11 protein-coding genes and 1 tRNA gene are annotated in these 16,502 nt (G+C 71.1%); 9 read left to right on the top strand and 3 right to left on the bottom strand.

Annotated features, from left to right (window positions below; genetic code table 11):
- Positions 1-50 precede the first annotated feature (50 nt).
- The 4 genes from NUG21_RS11985 (at position 51) to NUG21_RS12000 (ending at position 8,434) form a co-directional block, all read left to right on the top strand.
- Complete coding sequence (locus NUG21_RS11985) at positions 51-3,098, top strand: TonB-dependent receptor (RefSeq protein WP_263390963.1); 3,048 nt, start codon at positions 51-53, stop codon at positions 3,096-3,098.
- 170 nt (positions 3,099-3,268) lie between these two features.
- Positions 3,269-4,939, top strand: a complete 1,671-nt coding sequence (locus NUG21_RS11990; RefSeq protein ID WP_263390964.1) for a tetratricopeptide repeat protein — start codon at positions 3,269-3,271, stop codon at positions 4,937-4,939.
- A gap of 98 nt (positions 4,940-5,037) precedes the next feature.
- Positions 5,038-6,234 carry a DUF3142 domain-containing protein gene (locus tag NUG21_RS11995; protein ID WP_263390965.1) on the top strand — a complete coding sequence of 399 codons (1,197 nt, stop codon included), beginning with the start codon at positions 5,038-5,040 and terminating at the stop codon, positions 6,232-6,234.
- Positions 6,221-8,434 carry a hypothetical protein gene (locus NUG21_RS12000; RefSeq protein ID WP_263390966.1) on the top strand — a complete coding sequence of 738 codons (2,214 nt, stop codon included), beginning with the start codon at positions 6,221-6,223 and terminating at the stop codon, positions 8,432-8,434. The genes NUG21_RS11995 and NUG21_RS12000 overlap by 14 nt, the downstream gene beginning before the upstream one ends.
- A gap of 344 nt (positions 8,435-8,778) precedes the next feature.
- Here the strand turns inward: NUG21_RS12000 and NUG21_RS12005 are convergent, their stop codons facing one another.
- Positions 8,779-9,087, bottom strand: coding sequence for a hypothetical protein (locus tag NUG21_RS12005; protein ID WP_160947400.1), 309 nt, complete (start codon positions 9,085-9,087; stop codon positions 8,779-8,781).
- A 9-nt stretch (positions 9,088-9,096) separates the two neighbouring features.
- Positions 9,097-9,705, bottom strand: a complete 609-nt coding sequence (locus NUG21_RS12010) for an STY0301 family protein (RefSeq protein WP_263390967.1) — start codon at positions 9,703-9,705, stop codon at positions 9,097-9,099.
- A 91-nt stretch (positions 9,706-9,796) separates the two neighbouring features.
- Here NUG21_RS12010 and NUG21_RS12015 point away from each other — a divergent pair, with 91 nt between their 5' ends.
- Both NUG21_RS12015 and NUG21_RS12020 read left to right on the top strand, forming a co-directional pair.
- Positions 9,797-10,192 carry a DUF2628 domain-containing protein gene (locus NUG21_RS12015; protein ID WP_160947399.1) on the top strand — a complete coding sequence of 132 codons (396 nt, stop codon included), beginning with the start codon at positions 9,797-9,799 and terminating at the stop codon, positions 10,190-10,192.
- Between the two features lie 162 nt (positions 10,193-10,354).
- Complete coding sequence (locus NUG21_RS12020) at positions 10,355-12,520, top strand: TonB-dependent siderophore receptor (protein WP_263390968.1); 2,166 nt, start codon at positions 10,355-10,357, stop codon at positions 12,518-12,520.
- Between the two features lie 95 nt (positions 12,521-12,615).
- On the opposite strand, the gene NUG21_RS12025 is transcribed toward NUG21_RS12020, so the two are convergent.
- Complete coding sequence (locus NUG21_RS12025) at positions 12,616-13,800, bottom strand: hypothetical protein (protein WP_263390969.1); 1,185 nt, start codon at positions 13,798-13,800, stop codon at positions 12,616-12,618.
- A 386-nt stretch (positions 13,801-14,186) separates the two neighbouring features.
- On the opposite strand from NUG21_RS12025, the gene NUG21_RS12030 reads away from it, so the two are divergent.
- From NUG21_RS12030 to NUG21_RS12040, 3 genes are all read left to right on the top strand, one after another.
- Positions 14,187-14,260: transfer RNA gene (locus tag NUG21_RS12030), tRNA-Cys, on the top strand.
- Between the two features lie 191 nt (positions 14,261-14,451).
- A complete protein-coding gene (locus NUG21_RS12035; protein WP_263390970.1) occupies positions 14,452-15,741 on the top strand; it encodes an Nramp family divalent metal transporter in 1,290 nt (429 codons plus the stop codon).
- A 63-nt stretch (positions 15,742-15,804) separates the two neighbouring features.
- Positions 15,805-16,473, top strand: a complete 669-nt coding sequence (locus tag NUG21_RS12040) for an SOS response-associated peptidase family protein (protein ID WP_263390971.1) — start codon at positions 15,805-15,807, stop codon at positions 16,471-16,473.
- The last annotated feature ends 29 nt before the right edge of the window (positions 16,474-16,502 follow it).

Consider the following 16,502-nt stretch of genomic DNA (forward strand, 5'->3'; position numbering starts at 1 on the left):
GTGCCGCAGCGCGCGCCCTCCCCGTTCCGTCGCGCCACCAGGAGATGCATATGTCGCAGCGGTCGATCCAGCGGAGACGGACGTGGGGCGTGCTGCTCGCCACGGCCGCCGCCTCGGCGATCGCGCAGCCGGGCGGCTTCGACATCCCGGCCGGGCCATTGGCACCGGCGCTGAACACACTGGCGCGGCAGGCGGGGCTGCAACTGCTGTATCGGCCCGATCTGGTCCGCGACCTGTCCACCCCCGGCGTGCACGACATCGCCGATCCGCTGCGGGCGCTGGACGCACTGCTGCAGGGCACCGGCCTGCAGGCGCAGCGCGAGGGCAGCGACATCGTGCTGCGACGCCAGGCCGCGGTCGTCGCCCCGGCGGTTGCAGCGGCGCCCGCGAAGACGCCGCCCGTCGCTGCGGCGCCGGCGCAACTGGCCACCCTGCACGTCACCGGCTCGCGGATCCCGCGCGCACAACTGGAAGGGCCGGCGCCGGTGACGGTGATCGACGCCGAGCAGATCCGCGCCAATGGCTTCCGCCGCCTGCCGGACGTGCTGCGCGCGCTGACCCAGAACGGCGGCGAGACCCAGAGCCAGCAATCGGCCAGCGGCGCCGACTACACGCCCGGTGCCGAACAGGTGAGCCTGCGCGGACTGGGGCCGAACCATACCCTGGTGCTGATCAACGGCCGCCGCGTGGCCGACTTCCCGCTGCCGTTCAACGGCCGCAGCAACTTCGTCGACGTGGCCAGCATGCCGCTGGCCATGGTCGAGCGCATCGAGGTGCTGAGCGGCAGCGCCTCGGCGATCTACGGCTCCGACGCGATCGCCGGGGTGATCAACATCCTGCTCAGGCGCGACGCCGACGGCACCACGCTGGACGCGCGCGTCGGCCAGAGCAGCCGCGGCGATGCGCGCACGCTGCAGGCCAGCCTCACGCACGGTTTTACCGGCCAGGCGCTGTCCGGCCTGGTCAGCATCGAGGCGAATCTGCAGCAGCCGCTGTGGGCCTACCAACGCGACCGCCAGGATTCCAGCAGCGACGCCCCCACCGCGCGCGCGGCCGCGCCGCGGCGTGCGTTCCTGCGCACCGATGCCGACGACCGCTACCTCGACCCGGGCGCCGCGGCCTGCGCAGGGCTGGCGTCGCTCAACGGGCACGACACCGGCTACAGCGCGCGCGACGGCGCCGGTGCCGGCGGCCTGCCCGGCTATTACTGCGGCAGTTCGCACGCCATCGCCTACGGCACCGTGCTGCACCGTCGGCGCAGCCTCGATGCCTATGCCACGCTGCACCGCACGCTGGGCACGCGTGCCGAGTGGTTCGCCGACGTGCAGGTGGGCCTGCAGGACATCGCCCTGATGCGCGGCGTCCAGACCTGGGCCTACATGCGCCCGGACGGCAACGAGGAAGGCTATTTCTACAATCGGCATACCGCGCAGCTGGAGTACTGGTACCGGCAGTTCGCGCCGGAGGAAATGGGCGGCCTGGCGGTCGGCATGGTCCACAACCGGCAGCAGCGCCTCAGCGTGGCCACCGGCGTCGAGGGCGAGCTCGGCACCGGCGGTTGGTCGTACGAGGCGGTGCTGAGCCACGCCCAGGCGCGCCTGCGCACCACCTGGCCGCAGATCGTCGCCGCGCGCGCCAATGCCTGGTTCCTCGGCGAGCAGGTCGGCGTGGACCCGCGCTCGGGCTATCCGAGCTTCGACGCCGATCCGGCGCGGCTGTACACCGCCCTGACGCCCGCCGAGTACGCCGCGATCGCCGCGCGCACCACCTACCGCCCGCAAACGCGGGTCGATGCGGCCACGCTGACGCTGCGCCAGCCTGCGCTGTTCGGCCTGCGCGGCGGCGATGCCGGCCTCGCGCTCACCGCCGAAGTCGGCGAGCAGGCCTACGCCCTGCACCCCGATCCGCTGGCGACCCGGTCCTACTACTACAGCTGGCGCGATGCCGACGGCGCCGGCCAACGCCGGCGCTGGGCGCTGGCCGCGGAACTGCGCCTGCCGCTGCTGGAGCCGCTGACCGTGGACAGCGCGGTGCGCTACGACCGCTACGCCTATGCCGGCCGGCAGATCGGCCGCTTCACCTGGAGCACCGGCGTGGAGTGGCGGCCCAGCGACCGCCTGCTGCTGCGCGCCTCGCAGGGCCTGGGGTTCCGCGCACCCGACCTGCACTACCTGTACGCCGGCGAGGGCATCGACGAAAGCCAGGGCACCGACTACGTCCGTTGCGCCCGCGAAGATGCCGCTGTGGCCGCAGCCGATTGCCGCTTCGACAACGAGCCGCTGCTGCGCCGGCGCGCCGGCAATCTGGAGCTGAAACCGGAAACCAGCCGCGCCTGGACCGCCGGACTGGTCTGGTCGCCGCTGCAGGGGCTGGACCTGAGCGTGGACTACTTCGCCATCGACCTGCGCGACCAGGTCGAGGATCTGTCCGCCGACCGCGCACTGCGCGACGAAGCCGACTGCCGCCTCGGCCGCCGCCCGCTCGCCTCGCCCGCCTGCCAGCAGAGCGTCTCGCGGGTCGTCCGCACCGCAGACGGACGGCTCTACGCCGTGGCCTTGGGTCCGATGAATCTGGCCCGCACCACCACCAGCGGCGTCGATGTGCTGCTGCATGGGCAACGCGAAACCCGCTTCGGCACGTTCGACGCATCGCTCGCCTACACCTGGGTCCGCGAATACCGCACCCAACTCTACGCCGGCGAACCGATGCAGGACGCATTCGCGGTGAACAGCCGGGTCGACATGCCGCGCACCAAGGCCAGCGCCAGCCTGACCTGGTCGCGCCAGGCCTGGTCGGCGACCCTGCATGCGCAGCGGCTGGGGCGCCTGCCCAGCTGGGCCTCCTCCACCGGCACCTACGACCCGAGCAGCGGGCTGCCGGCATGGATCGGCGCCAGCTACCGCGTCAATGCCAGCGTGGAATGCCAGCTGGATGCGCGCAGCACGCTGTCCCTGGGCGCCACCAATCTGTTCGACGCGATGCCGCCGCGCGACCGCAGCGCCGTCGTGTACCCGTTCTACGACCTGTCCTGGTTCGATACCGTCGGCCGCCAGCTGTTCATGCAGTACAACCGACGCTTCGGGGCGGCGGCGCCCTAGGGCGTGTCGCCCAGGTACGGTACGCGCAGTCCGTCTCGCGCCCGATCGGCTCCGAGCACGGTAGGGAAAGCCGCCACTGGCTCGTCTATCTACCGCAACGTCCCCCGCGGGAGACGCTGCCGCGCGCTGGTGCCGGTTCCCGCACCGCCCTGTTCCGGAGCACCCGCTGCATGCAGACCCTGATCCAACGCGGCATGGCCGCCCTTCACCAGGACGACTTCGCCGGCCTGTACACGCTGTGGTCCGGCACGAGCGCGCTCGATCATCTGCAGGAGGCCGACCTCGCGCTGCTGATGCAGCGCTGCGACGCGCGGATCCAGGCCGCGCCGGGCGACGCCGGGCCGTGGTGGGTGAAGTGCCTGATCTACCTGGACCGCAGCGCGCACTTCAACAGCAACCGCGAGCAGGCGCTGCGCACTGTCGCCGACTGGGCCGGGCGCGCGATCGGCCTGGCCCCGGACAAGGCCGAGGCGCACCGGTTGCTCGGCAGCGCGCACTACTGGCTGGACGAACACGCCGCCGCGATCGGCGCCTACCGCAATGCGCAGGCGCTGCAACCGCAGGTGGACCTGCAGGTCCGCCTGTTCGAGATGGAATCGCTGCCGGCCGGGCAGTCGCCGCAACTGCTGCAACTGGACTTCCGCGACGGCAACGCCTGCCACTACTACGGTGCCGGTGTGTCCATCGGCAAATGGAAGCGCGCGGGGCTGGATCCGGCCGACGCCGGCTACGTCGACGCCGTGCAGTTCGCGCTCTACGAGCACTGCACCACGCTGTTCCGGCAAGGCCTGGAACTGGGCGACGCGGCCACCTGCAACACCGACACCCACACCTTCGCGATGTGCTGCAACAACCTCGGCATCCTGTACATGGACCGCGGCCTGTACGCGCAGGCGCGGGCCATCTTCGAGGAGGGCCTGCGCCACAGCCAGTTCCAGTTCCTATACCAGAACCTGCGCGAGGCCTATCGTCATCAGGGCATGCGCGCCGAGGCGGCGGACCTGGCGCTGACCCTGATGATGGACTACGACCTGGACACGCCGCTGTTCCTGGATTGCGCGCAGGCGGCCTGCAGCCATCTCAACCGCGTCGGCCGCCATGCCGACGTGCTGGAGATCGCCGAGGCGGCGCAGGAAGCGTTCGAGGCGCTGCCCGACGATGCCCAGGCCGATCCGGAACTGCTGCGGATGTACGCGCTGGTGCAGGCGCACCACCGGCTCACCGCGGCGCGGGCGCTGGGCCGGTTGCAGCCGCAGCAGGTCGACACCGCCCTGTCGCGGGCGGCGGCGGAGGCGAATCCGCACGACCTGGACACGCTGTTCATGCACGCCAGCGCGCTCGGCGAGGCGCGCGAATATCCGGCCGCGGTCGACGCCTACACCACGCTGATCGCCCAGGCCGCACAGCAGCAGGACGCGCAGGCGCTCAAGCGCGCGCGGCACGGGCGCGGCTACCTGCTGCTGTACTATCTGCCGGACGCCAAGGCCGCGCTGCAGGACTTCCTCGCCGTGCAGCGCGACGGCACGGACGACTTCTACACGCACTATTACCAGGCCAACTGCCATTACGTGCTCAAGGACTACCGCAGCGCATTGCCGGCCTGCGACGCGGCACGCGCCCTGTTCGACGACGCGATGTTGCAGGCGGACCCCGGCTCGGCGGCGCAGCTGTACATGATGGAGGCCAATTGCCACATGAACCTCGGCGCCTACCCCGCATCGCTCGCCGCCTTCGAGCGCTCGCTGGCATTGCACGAGCGTGCGGACGTGCGCGAGAGCTACGAGCTGGCCCGGCAACTGGCGGCCAAGCCGAAGAAGCGCCTGTTCGGGCTGTTCTCATGATGGCCAGCGCATGAGCCGCGCTGCGCACATTGCCTGCCCGACGGTGCCGTTGCCGCACCGCGGCCGCGTGCGGCCGTGCGTGGCCTGACCCGGCCGTCGTGTCGCTGCGCCGCGCGCTCCTCGGGCTGAGTCTGCTGCTTGGCGGCTGCGCGGCATCGGCACCGGCGCCACTGGAACAACAGGTCTACGTCTGGCAACGGCAATGGAGCGGCGCGCATGCGATGGCGCTGGCCCAGACCCGCGCGGACTTCGCGGCGCTGCGCGTGCTGGCGTTGCAGGCGCATCCGCGCGCCGGCTGGGGCCGCGCCGCGGTGGATCTGCGGCAGCTCGCCGCCGATGGCCGCCCGGTGATCGCCGTGGTGCGGCTGGACGGGCAGTTGCCGGCACTGGACGCGACGCGCATAGACACCGAGATACTGCAGGTGGTGCGCCGCTGGCGCACCGCCGGCGTGGCGCTGCGCGGGGTGGAGATCGACCACGATTGCGCCACCGCACGCCTGCCCGCCTATGCGGCACTGCTGCGGCAACTGCGCGGCGCGTTGCCGGCCGAGCTGACGCTGAGCATCACCGCCCTGCCCGCCTGGCTGGAGAGCCCGGCGCTGACGCCGCTGCTGCGCACGGTTGACAGCTCGGTGCTGCAGGTGCATGCGGTCAATGCGCCCGCCACCGGCCTGTTCGATCCGGTGCAGGCGCGGCGCTGGGCCGACCGCTACGCCCAGCGCAGCGCCACGCCATTCTGGCTGGCCCTGCCGGCCTACGGCGTGGCGCTGGTCGACAGCGCCGATGCCGACGTTGCCCCGCTGGTCGAGAGTGAAGCGCCGCTGGCGGCACGCGGCACACGCCACGAACTGCGGGTGTCGCCGCAGCAGCTCGCCGCGTTCGTCGCTGCGCTGCGCGACCGCCGTCCGCCGCACCTGGCCGGGCTGGTCTGGTTCCGCCTGCCGCTGCTGGGCGACCGCCGCGCCTGGCCGCTGGCGACGCTGCAGGCCGTGGTGCACGGGCGCCCCTTGCAAGCGGCGGTGCAGGTGCAGGCCAGCGGCACCGGCCCGGTCTACGATCTGACCTTGACCAACCATGGCAACACCGCGGCCGCGCCGCCGCAGCGCGTCGTCCTGCACGGCAGCGCCTGCGAGGCCGGCGACGCGCTCGGCGATTACCGCCTGCAACTGCCGCTGCAGGCGCCGCGCTTCGATCGCACCACCGCTTCCCCGCCCCTGGCCGCCGGAGAACGCCGTGCGCTCGGCTGGGTCCGCTGCCGCACCCTGCACCCAGGTGCCATCGATGTCCTGCCGTGATTCCCGACCCGCGGCCGCGCTCGCCGCCGCGCTGACGCTATCCCTGCTGCCGCTGGGCGGCGCCCGCGCCTGCGGCCCGGATTTCCCGTACCGCCTGCTCGACGACCGCGCCGGCGCCCTGGCGCAGTTGCCGGAGGGCAGCTTCGCCCGCGAGGTGCAGCGCCTGGGTGCGCCGATCGACGGCCTCGGACGCGCCAGCGCAGCGACCTTGCCGCGCTACTGGGACGCCGGCGCGCAATTCCCGCAGCAGCGCAGCGACGTCGAACGCACGCAACTGAGCGCTGCGCAGTTCGCCCGGATCGAACAACTCCGCGCGCTGGACGATGCGCGGCGAGTGGAGCGCGAAGGTGCCGACCTGCCGCCGGAACTGCGCCTGTACACCGCCGGCGCGGTGGCATTCGCGCAGGGCCAGTATCCCTCGGCGGCAGACTACTTCCGCCAGGTGCTGGCGCTGCCCGAAGCGCAGCGCCGCGCGCGCAGCACCTGGGCCGCCTACTCGCTGGGGCGCAGCCTGGCGCTGGCCGCCGAGCGCGCGCTGCCTGGCGATGCCGCCGCGCAGCGGCAGGCGGACCGACAGCAGGCGCAGCAGGCCTTCCAGCAGACTCGGACGTTGCGCCTGGCCGGGTTCGACGATCCGCTGGAGCTGGGCATCGCCAGCCTCGGCGAGGAGGCGCGCCTGCTGCTGGCCGCCGGCGACTGGAACGGCGCGATCGGCCTGTATGCAGTGCAGGCCGCGCAGGGCTCGGCCACCGGCATGAGCTCGCTGCAGCAGGTGGCCGCCGATCTCGCCCGCCGCAGCGATGCGGCACTGGCACCGCTGCTGCGACAGCAGGCGGTGCGCCGGCTGCTGATCGCCAAGCTGCTCAGCGACACCACCGCCTTCGATCCCGAGACCGGCAGCGCGCTGTCCTCGGCACGCTTCCTGCGCCTGCTGCAGGACGTGCAACGCGATCCGGTGGAAGACGCCGACCGGCTGGCGGCACTGGCCTACCGCCAGGGCGATTATCCCGGCACCGCGCGCCTGCTCGCGCATGCCGGCGACAGTGGCCTGGCGTGGTGGCTGCGCGCCAAGATGGCGCTGCGCGACGGCGACGCCGCGCGCGCGGCACAGGCCTACGCGCAAGCATCGCGGCGCTTCCCGCCGAACGAGGACTGGGGCACGCGCCGTGCCGCCGGCTGGAGCAACGAGACCGTCAAACCGCAGTGCCGCATCGACGGCGAAGCGGCGATCCTGGCATTGCAACGCGGCAGCTACGTGGAGGCGTTCGCGCAGCTGTACCGCAGCGGCGACCTCTACTGGGAAGACGCCGCCGCGGTCGCCGAGCGCGTGCTCACCGTGCAGGAACTGCAGGACTACGTGGATCGCCACGTCCCCGCCGCACCGCCGGCCGCCGCGGACGCGACGACGAATGACTGGGAACGGACGCCGCCGCTGAAACTGCGCGAACTGCTGGCGCGCCGGCTGATGCGCGCTGGCCGTTACGACGACGCGCTGGCCTATTTCGCCCAGCCCGAGTTGCGCGAGGCGGCACGCCGCTATCGCGATGCGCGGCGGCAGGCGGCCTCGGCCTGGACCGGTATCGGCCGCGCCGAGGGCCACTACCAGGCCGCGCTGATCGCACGCCGCCACGGCATGGAATTGCTGGGCTACGAGCTGGGGCCGGACAACCGGGTCTATGCCGGCAACTATGCCGACACCACACCGCACGCGCGGTTGCGCCCCGGCGGCCTGGTCGCCGCCGCCGAAGCGCAGCGCTGGGACGCCAGCGCCGCGCAACCCTACCGCCGTTACCACTACCGCTGGATCGCCGCCGCCCTGGCCGATCGCGCTGCCGACGACCTGCCGGCACGCAGCCAGGCCTACGCCGCGGTGCTGTGCCAGGCCACCGACTGGCTGATCACCCTCGACCCGGCACAGGCACGCCGTTCCTATCAGCGCTACGTCGCGCACGGCGCACTCAATCCGGTGCCCGGCAAGGCCTATGTGTTCGGCGTGGGCGCCTGCGAGACACCGGATTTCGACGGCGCGCGGCGGCGCCTGTGGAGCGATCGCGGCCAGGCCTTGCGCCAGTTCGTGCACGCGCACCGACTCGCCCTGGGCGCGACCGGGCTGGCGCTGCTGACCGCGGCGGGCTGGCTGCTGCGCCGGCGTATGCGACGCAAGGCGCGCACCGCCACAGCGTCGCCACCGCAGGACTGATCCACGGCGCGGGGCCGGACGCGGTCCGGCACGTGACCGCCCTCGCCTGCATCAACCGCGAAACCGTCAGGCGCGCTGCGCCGCCCTGACCAATCCCCAATCCCGACTCCCCAATCCCCAAGGTAGGGATCGCCGCCGCTCGCTCGTCTCTTCAACAGGACTTTCCTCTTTCGGGCTGGAATCGCGTCGGATACGCGGCACCGCCCGCTCCGCCGTCCTGGACGACCGTTCTCCCGATGCAGCACCGCACCACGCGCGACAAGGACGTCACCGCCCGCGGCATGCGCCGCGCGGTGCGCGTGTGCCTGCGTGCATCGTGTGCGCACGCGGGGTGGAGACTGCGCTCAGTTCCAGCAAGACCAGGCCAGGCAGACCAACGCCATCGCGCCCAGGCAGCACCCACGCACCCAACGGCGACGGCTGAGCAACGCGTGCACGCCCTGCAGCAGCACCAGCGCGACCAGCACGCACAGGCCGACCAGGCGCCCATTGCCGCTGTCCTGGAAACCGGCCGAGGACAGCGACGGATCGCTGCCGTCCACCCATGCGTAGGGGCTGCCGGAAACGGCGTACAGCAGCAACATGCCCAGCACGTAGACGCTCCAGGACAGCACCTGCGCGGCGATCGCCACGGCCTTGCGCGGGCGTGCCATCGCGCGGCCTCACTCGCACACGAACAGGATGCCGGCGGTCGCATCGGCGCTGCTCGGGCGCACCGGCGTCGCCTCGCAGCGCACGACATCGCCGACACGCCGGGAGACCTGCACCCGGCCGTCCGGCCCGTATCCGCACACCAGATAGAGGCCGTGCGGATCGGGCACATCGAAGCGCCAGATCGACACGCCCGCATCGCCGGGTCGGCGGGTGTCCTCGTTGCTCGGCACCAGCGCGGCCATCTCGCGCGGCGGCCCGGAATAGACGCCGCTGGAGAACAGCCGCAGCGGCAGCGCGGCGGCGAGATCGACGCGCGCCCCCGCCGGCAGGTCCGGGCTCTGCAACGGCGCATCGGCGACGCGCAGGCGCGCGGGGCAATGCAGCGTGTCCCTGGCCGCGGCAGGCGCCGCGAACAGGGTGGCGATGAGCAGCGGCAGCGCGCGGCGCGCCGTGGCGGACATTTCCTGCAACCCCATCGCGTGCTCCTTGTCGACTGCCGCATCGAGACCGGCCAACACCGCGTCCTGGCCTTCCACTCCCGGGGGCGTCCCTCGCAAACACCGCAGGCCGCCTTGCCGGAACGCGCCTACGGTGCCCGCGCCGCCGGCAAAGGTCAACGCGGCACCGCCGCACACGGTCGGCGCCCTGGCGCGCACTAGCGCGCGATCACCCATCCCCCGCCCCATCCACCTGCAGAAGAGAACCACGATGCACAGCACCACCCACGATTACAGCCAGTACAGCCCCAAATGGCAGTTCCGCTTCCACTTCTACGACACCTACGGCGAGCCCAAGTCGGCGCGCTTCAAGGACGCGATGAAAGCGCTACCGTTCAAGGAGAAGCTGCGCCTCAACATGAACTGGTTCGCCTTCTTCTTCGGCTTCATCTACCTGTTCGTCATCGGGCTGTGGCGCAAGGCGCTGATGCTGCTCGCCATCTCGCTGTGCTGCGGGATCGCGTTGACCTTCCTTCCGGACGCGGCCAGCCGGGCCTTCGGCATCGCCTATTCGATCCTGGTCGGCATGACCGCCAACTACGCCTACTATCTGGACAAGGTGAAGGGCAGCACCAGCTGGAACCCGTTCGAAGGCATCCGCTGGTAACCGCTCCCTCGCGCAACGCCTTGCATGCGCACCGGTCCGCCGCCGCAGTGGCGGCGGACAACCCCCATCCCCTCGCCACCCAGGCCCGCGCCCAGGCAGCCCTTCCCTCCGCCTGTGCGCCTCGTTGGTCGCGCGCAGGCTTCGAACCGAAGGAGTCGCCTGATGTCGCCCACGTCCTACCGCCCGGCGTGCGAACGCCGCACCCGCCGCGTCGCACCGCTGGCCGCCGCCATCGCCGTCCTCGCCACCGCCGGCTCACCCGCTGCCGGCGCGCAAACCGACGCCACCACCCTGCCCGCGATGCGGGTCAGCGAGCGCAGCGATCCCGGCAAGCGCAGCAGCGCCGCCACCAAGACCGACACCAGCCTGCTGGAAACGCCGCAGTCGCTGTCGGTGATCGACGATGCGCGCATGCAGGCCCAGGGCGCGCAGACGCTCAAGGACGCGCTGAGCTACACGCCCGGAGTGATCCCCACCCGCTACGGCACCGACTCGCGCTACGACTGGATCTCGCTGCGCGGCTTCGACGCCTATGCGCCCGGCTTCTACCTGGACGGCATGCCGCTGCGCAATAACGGCAACTGGGGCATCTGGCCGATCGAGCGCTACGGCGCCGAACGCATCGAGGTGCTGCGCGGCCCGGCCTCGGTGCTGTACGGGCAGAGTGGCCCGGGCGGGCTGGTCAACGCGGTCAGCAAGCGCCCCACCGCCGAGCCGCTGCACGAACTGCAAGTGCAGCTCGGCGATCATCGGCGCCGGCAACTTGCGGGCGACCTGTCCGGGCCGCTGAGCGAGGACGGCACCGTCCTGTACCGCCTCACCGCCTTGGCGCGCGAGGCCGAGCTGCCGGCCGGCGGCATGCGCGACGACCGCCGCTTCCTGGCCCCGGCGCTGACCTGGGCCCCAAGCGAGGCCACCCGCCTCACCCTGCTCTCGCAACTCGGCCGCACCCGCGCCGGCGTCTACCTGCGCATGCAGCCGGCGGTGGGATCGCTGGTGCCGACGGCGATCGGCACCTATCTGCCCAGCCGCCTGTTCGAAAGCGACCCGGCCTACAACCGTTTCGACCTGGACACGGCGATGTTCGCCACGCTGTTCGAACACCGCATCAACGAGGTGCTGCGCCTGCGCCAGAACGCGCGCTACGGACGCCTGAAGGTGGACTACCGCAGCGTGCAGGGACGCGGCTTCGTCATCGACGACCCCGCCGATCCGCTGGACCCGGCCAACTTCGCCCGGCTGCGCCGCACCGCCTCGGACAGCAAGGAAACGGTGCACGCGCTGAACCTGGACAACCAGCTCGAGCTGCGCCTGCACGCCGGCGCCGTGCAGCACACGCTGCTGTTCGGCCTGGACTATCAACGCACGCGCATCGACCAGGTCAGCCACAGCGGCGGCACCACCACGCCGCTGGACATCCGCCATCCGGTCTACGGCGATCCGGTGCAACTGCCCGCCCCCTGGTACGACGGCATCGCCACGGTGAGCCAGACCGGCCTGTACGTGCAGGACCAGGTGCGCTGGCGCGAGCGCTGGCTGCTCACCATCGGCGCCCGCTACGACCGGGCCGACAGCACGCTGGACAGCCGCCTGGACGGCAGCCGCAGCGACATCGTCGAACGCAAGGCCAGCAAGCGCGCCGGCCTGACCTACGTGGGCACGAACGGCTGGGCGCCGTACCTGAGCTACAGCGAGTCCTTCGTGCCGACCGCCACGCGCGACCCGCTGAGCGGCCGCGCGTTCCGCCCGGAAAGCGGGCGCCAGTACGAAGCCGGCCTGCGTTTCCAGCCCGATGGCGGCACGCAGACCTACAGCGCCGCCGTGTTCGACCTGCGCCGGCGCAACTACCTGACCTACGACCCGGATTTCCTCCCACGCCAGACCGGCGAGACACTGGTGCGCGGCCTGGAACTGGAGGCGACGCTGCAACCGCTGCCGCGGTTGCAGTTGATCGGCTCCTACAGCTACACGCCGACGGTGGAAATCACCGCCAGCAGCAACCCGCGCGAACTGGGCAAGCCACTGTCGGCGGTCTCGCGCCACGCCGCCGCACTGTGGGGCGACTACCGCTTCGACAACGGCATCCGGCTCGGCCTGGGCGCCCGCTACACCGGCGCCAACCGCGGCGACCTGGATGCCGCCCGCGCCGAGGTACCGGCATTCACCCTGTTCGACGCGCTGCTCGGCTACGACCGCGACCGCTGGAGTCTGGCCGTGAATGTGCGCAATCTTGCCGACAAGACCTACCTCAGCAACTGCGACGCCTACGACAACTGTTATTACGGTGAGCAGCGTCGGGTGACGGCGACGGCCACATATCGCTGGTGAGGGTGCGGGTGCGATGGCGACACGTGCCTATCGCGCCCGCGCCCTCAGCAAGGCGATGCGCAGGCTGCATCTCGACGAGATGCGGCGGGGGACGCTCACTCACCCGCTTTGGTTGCCTTGAAGCCGGCATGCCCACAGGCAGCGTCGTAGGCGTAGTCGCCGGCGGCGAGTAGGTGGCGCCCGCTGTTGATGTGCGCCGGCGGCGTCTTCAGCGGTCCGCGCCACTGCACGCTGTCCGGCGTCGCCGCCTTGCCGTCGCCGACCGCGAAGCCGTAGCCGAACACCGGCTGCCCCTTGGCGTCGACGACGTCGAGCCGCAGTTGGGTGGCGTCCGGCACCACCCGCGTGGGGTGGCCGGCGATCTCCACGGTCTGTTGCAGGCTGCTGGGCGTGGCGGGCGGTACCACCGGGTTGAGCATCATGTAGGACACGCCGGTGTCGGGCAGCAGCTTGCCGCAGACGCGGTAGTCACTGCCGCTACCGGGGAAGCTGGCGCAGGCGGTGGGCGCCTGCCAGTCGCCCGGTGCGGTGGCGGTGGCCGTGCCGCGCTGCAGCGGCACCAGAGCGAAACCGCTCAGCGCCTGCTTGCTGACGCCCAGGGTGATGCCCTTGGCGCTGACGATGTAACCGGGGCTCATGCGCTGCGCACGCATCTGCACCAGATTGAGAAACGGATTGCGCACGGCATCCACGCCGCGGTCGTAGCCCACGCCCATCATGCCGAAGTGCGGGGAGATGGTGCTGCAGTTGCGCAGCACCTGGGTGCTGCTGCTCAGCGCGGGGCTGCCGTCATAGCCGGCGCAGGTGGCCGGCACCTGCGCCAGCGGCTTGGGTCGCTGGGCCACGCTGGCGACATCGCAGGTGCACTGCGCGGCGAGCACGGTGATGCGGTCCACGCGCGCGGCGGCGGTCTTGCCGTCGGCGGAAACGCCGAGTTGCATCGGGACGTCCACGTACTTGCCGGGGTGATACTTGCTGTCGCTCGAATAGAAGATGTAGCCAGGCGTCTTGGAGGCGTCCCAGGCGCTGCGCAGCGCGTCGCTCAACGGCACCACCACGCCGGTGGAGCCGGTATCCACCTCCAGCACCTGGCTGCCGCTGCTGCGGCCATCGGCATCGCTGCCGAGTTGCACCCGCACCTGGTAAGCGAACGTCGGCGTGGCCTTGGAGGCCAGCGGCAGGTTCACGGTCTGCGTCTGCAGCGCGCAGGTCTGCGCGGCGGCGGTGGCGCTCGCGGCCAGGCACAGTGCGGCCCCGCTCCAGCGTGTCCATCGGTTCATGGCGATGTCTCGTTTGGGTGTGGCGCCATGCTAGAGCGCGGCAGCACACCGATCGTGCGCGGCGACGCGCCTCGTAGCGCTTGTCTACCGCCGCCGGCATGGCGCTGTGGTCGGCATTCCAGTCGGGTGGCGACGCCATGCGCATGTGGTGGTGTCCTCGGCGCGGTCTCAGTCCCCCTGCGCACGCGCAGCGCAGGGTTGCCAAGCCGGGGAGCTTGGTACACAATGCAGTCCGTTGTGCGCCGGGCTGATTCAAAAACATCTTTTGAATCAATGCGTTGGACGAGAGCCGCAAGGCATCGTCCAGTTCCCGCCGCAAGGGCCCCGGCAGCGGGGCTTTGTTTTTGTCGGACGCCACCGGCGTTGCGGCAAGACGTCAGTCCACCGGCCTGGTGGCAGAGTGGTTATGCAGCGGACTGCAAATCCGCGTACGCCGGTTCAATTCCGACCCAGGCCTCCATCTTGTTTCAACGCGTTGGGCCGCTTGTTGCGGCCCTTTTGCATGATGCACCGTGCTGCCGGCGCCGAACGCGCTGGCTCCATGATCGCGGCGCGATGCCGCATGCTTTCACTTCGCGTGCGCAGCAACGCCCACGCGGCATTTAGGTCGGCCTACGTAGCGTCGCGGCATCACCCGAGCTGCCGATCGCGATGACGCCACCCGCTGCGCCTGCCGAATCCGCGCCTGCACCGCGGCGCAATCTGTTCCGTCTGCTCGGGTCCGGCGTGGTCACCGGCGCGGCCGACGACGATCCCTCCGCCATCGGCACCTACGCCAGCGCCGGCGCGCGCTATGGCTTCGCGTTCCTGTGGATCGCGCCGGTGCTGCTGCCGATGATGTACCTGGTGGTGTATCTGTCGGCCAAGCTCGGGCGCGTGTCCGGCAAGGGCCTGTTCGCGATCATCCGCGACCGCTACCCGCGCTGGGTGCTGTACCCGGCGGTGGCCGGCGCCTTCGTCGGCAATGTGATCGAGGCGGCCGCCAATCTCGGCGGCATCGGCGCGGCGCTGAACCTGCTGATCCCGCTGCCGGTGCCGGCGATCGTGGTGATTGCAGCGGTGACGATCTTCGCCCTCCAAGTCTTCGGCTCCTACCGCCTGCTGAAACGGATCTTCCGCTGGCTGGCGCTGGCGCTGTTCGCCTACGTCGCCGCCGCCCTGATGGCCCGACCCGACCTGCGCCAGGTGCTGCGCGGCACCTTCGTGCCGCATGCCGAGTTCAGCCGCGAGTACCTGTCGATGATCGTCGCCTGCATCGGCACCTCGTTGTCGGCCTATATCTTCACCTGGCAGTCCAATCAGGAGGTGGAAGAGCAGATCGCCAAGGGCCACCGCAGCCTTGCCGCACGCCAAGGCGCCAGCCGCAGCGAACTGCGCCATACCCGCCGCGACGTCATGGTCGGCATGCTGTTCTCCAACATCATCCTCTACTTCATCATCCTCTCCACCGCCGCCACCCTGCACCGCTCCGGCCAGACCGAGATCGCGACGGCGGCGCAGGCGGCCGCCGCGTTGGAACCGCTGGCAGGCCCCGCCGCCAAGTGGCTGTTCGCGCTGGGCGTGGTCGGGGTGGGCTTCCTGGCGGTGCCGGTGATGACCACGGGCGCCGCCTACGACCTAGTGCAGGGCATCGGCCGCGAGGGCAGCCTGCACGCGCGGCCGCGCGAGGCCAAGCTGTTCTACGCCACCATCGCGCTGGTCACGGCCATTGCCGTGGGGCTGAATTTCCTTGGCGTCAATCCAATGAAGGCGCTGGTGCTGTCGGGCATCGTGCAGGGCATGTCGGTGCCGCCGTTGCTGTTGTTGATGATGCTGATGAGCAACGACCGCACGCTGATGCGCGGCCGCGTCAACAGCCGCATCACCAACGCGCTCGGCTGGATCACGGTGGTGGTGACCTTCGCCGCCAGCGGCTGTCTGCTGGTCACGCTGTTGCTGTAGGCACGCAAAAGCTGCGCGACTGAAAAACTTGCGCCGGCGCGCTGCGCCTGTCATGCCGCGCCGGTGCACCACAGCGCACCCGGGGGAAGAAGAAGATGCTGGCACGCATTCTGCGTTCCAAAGGCATCCGCTTTCGACGCCGCGCCGATGATCCTCAGCTTTCTGCAACACCGCCTGCCCGCCTGGCCGCTGCAAGATCCGGTCACCGCCGGACGCACCAGCGAGATCACGGCAGGCCAGCAGGCGCAGATCCTGGTGCTGTGGGGCGGCGAAGTGCGCAACGAGCGGGCGCTGTTCGGCCGCCGCGATGCGCCGGACGGGCCATTGATCACCAGCGAACGGCGCGACCGCACTTGGCCCGCCGCGCAGGCCGCGGTCTGGGAAACACAGCGCTGCCTGGTGCCGATCGCCGGCTTCAGTGTCGCAGGCGACGCCGCGCATGGCGCATGGATCTGCGACACGTCCGGTGCCCTGTTCGCGGCCGGCCTGCGCAGCAGCATGCAGACCCGGGACGGCTTCCATCTGTCGTGCTTTTCGCTGCTCACCGAGGTGCCCGCGACGCCGGAACTGCCGAACGAAGTGCCATTGTTGATCGGTGCCGACGACGTGATCGAGTGGCTGTACCTCGACGGCGCCGAGGCCCTGCGGCGCCTGCAGCACGTGCCGGCGCAACGCTTCGTCTCCGTCGCTACGCTGTTGCGCGGCCCGCTACCGCACGAGCGCCCGCACTGAGTGCCACCTGCACCGCACCGGCGCGGTGC

Source organism: Xanthomonas sp. CFBP 8445 (assembly GCF_025666235.1).
Classification (GTDB): Bacteria; Pseudomonadota; Gammaproteobacteria; order Xanthomonadales; family Xanthomonadaceae; genus Xanthomonas_A; species Xanthomonas_A indica.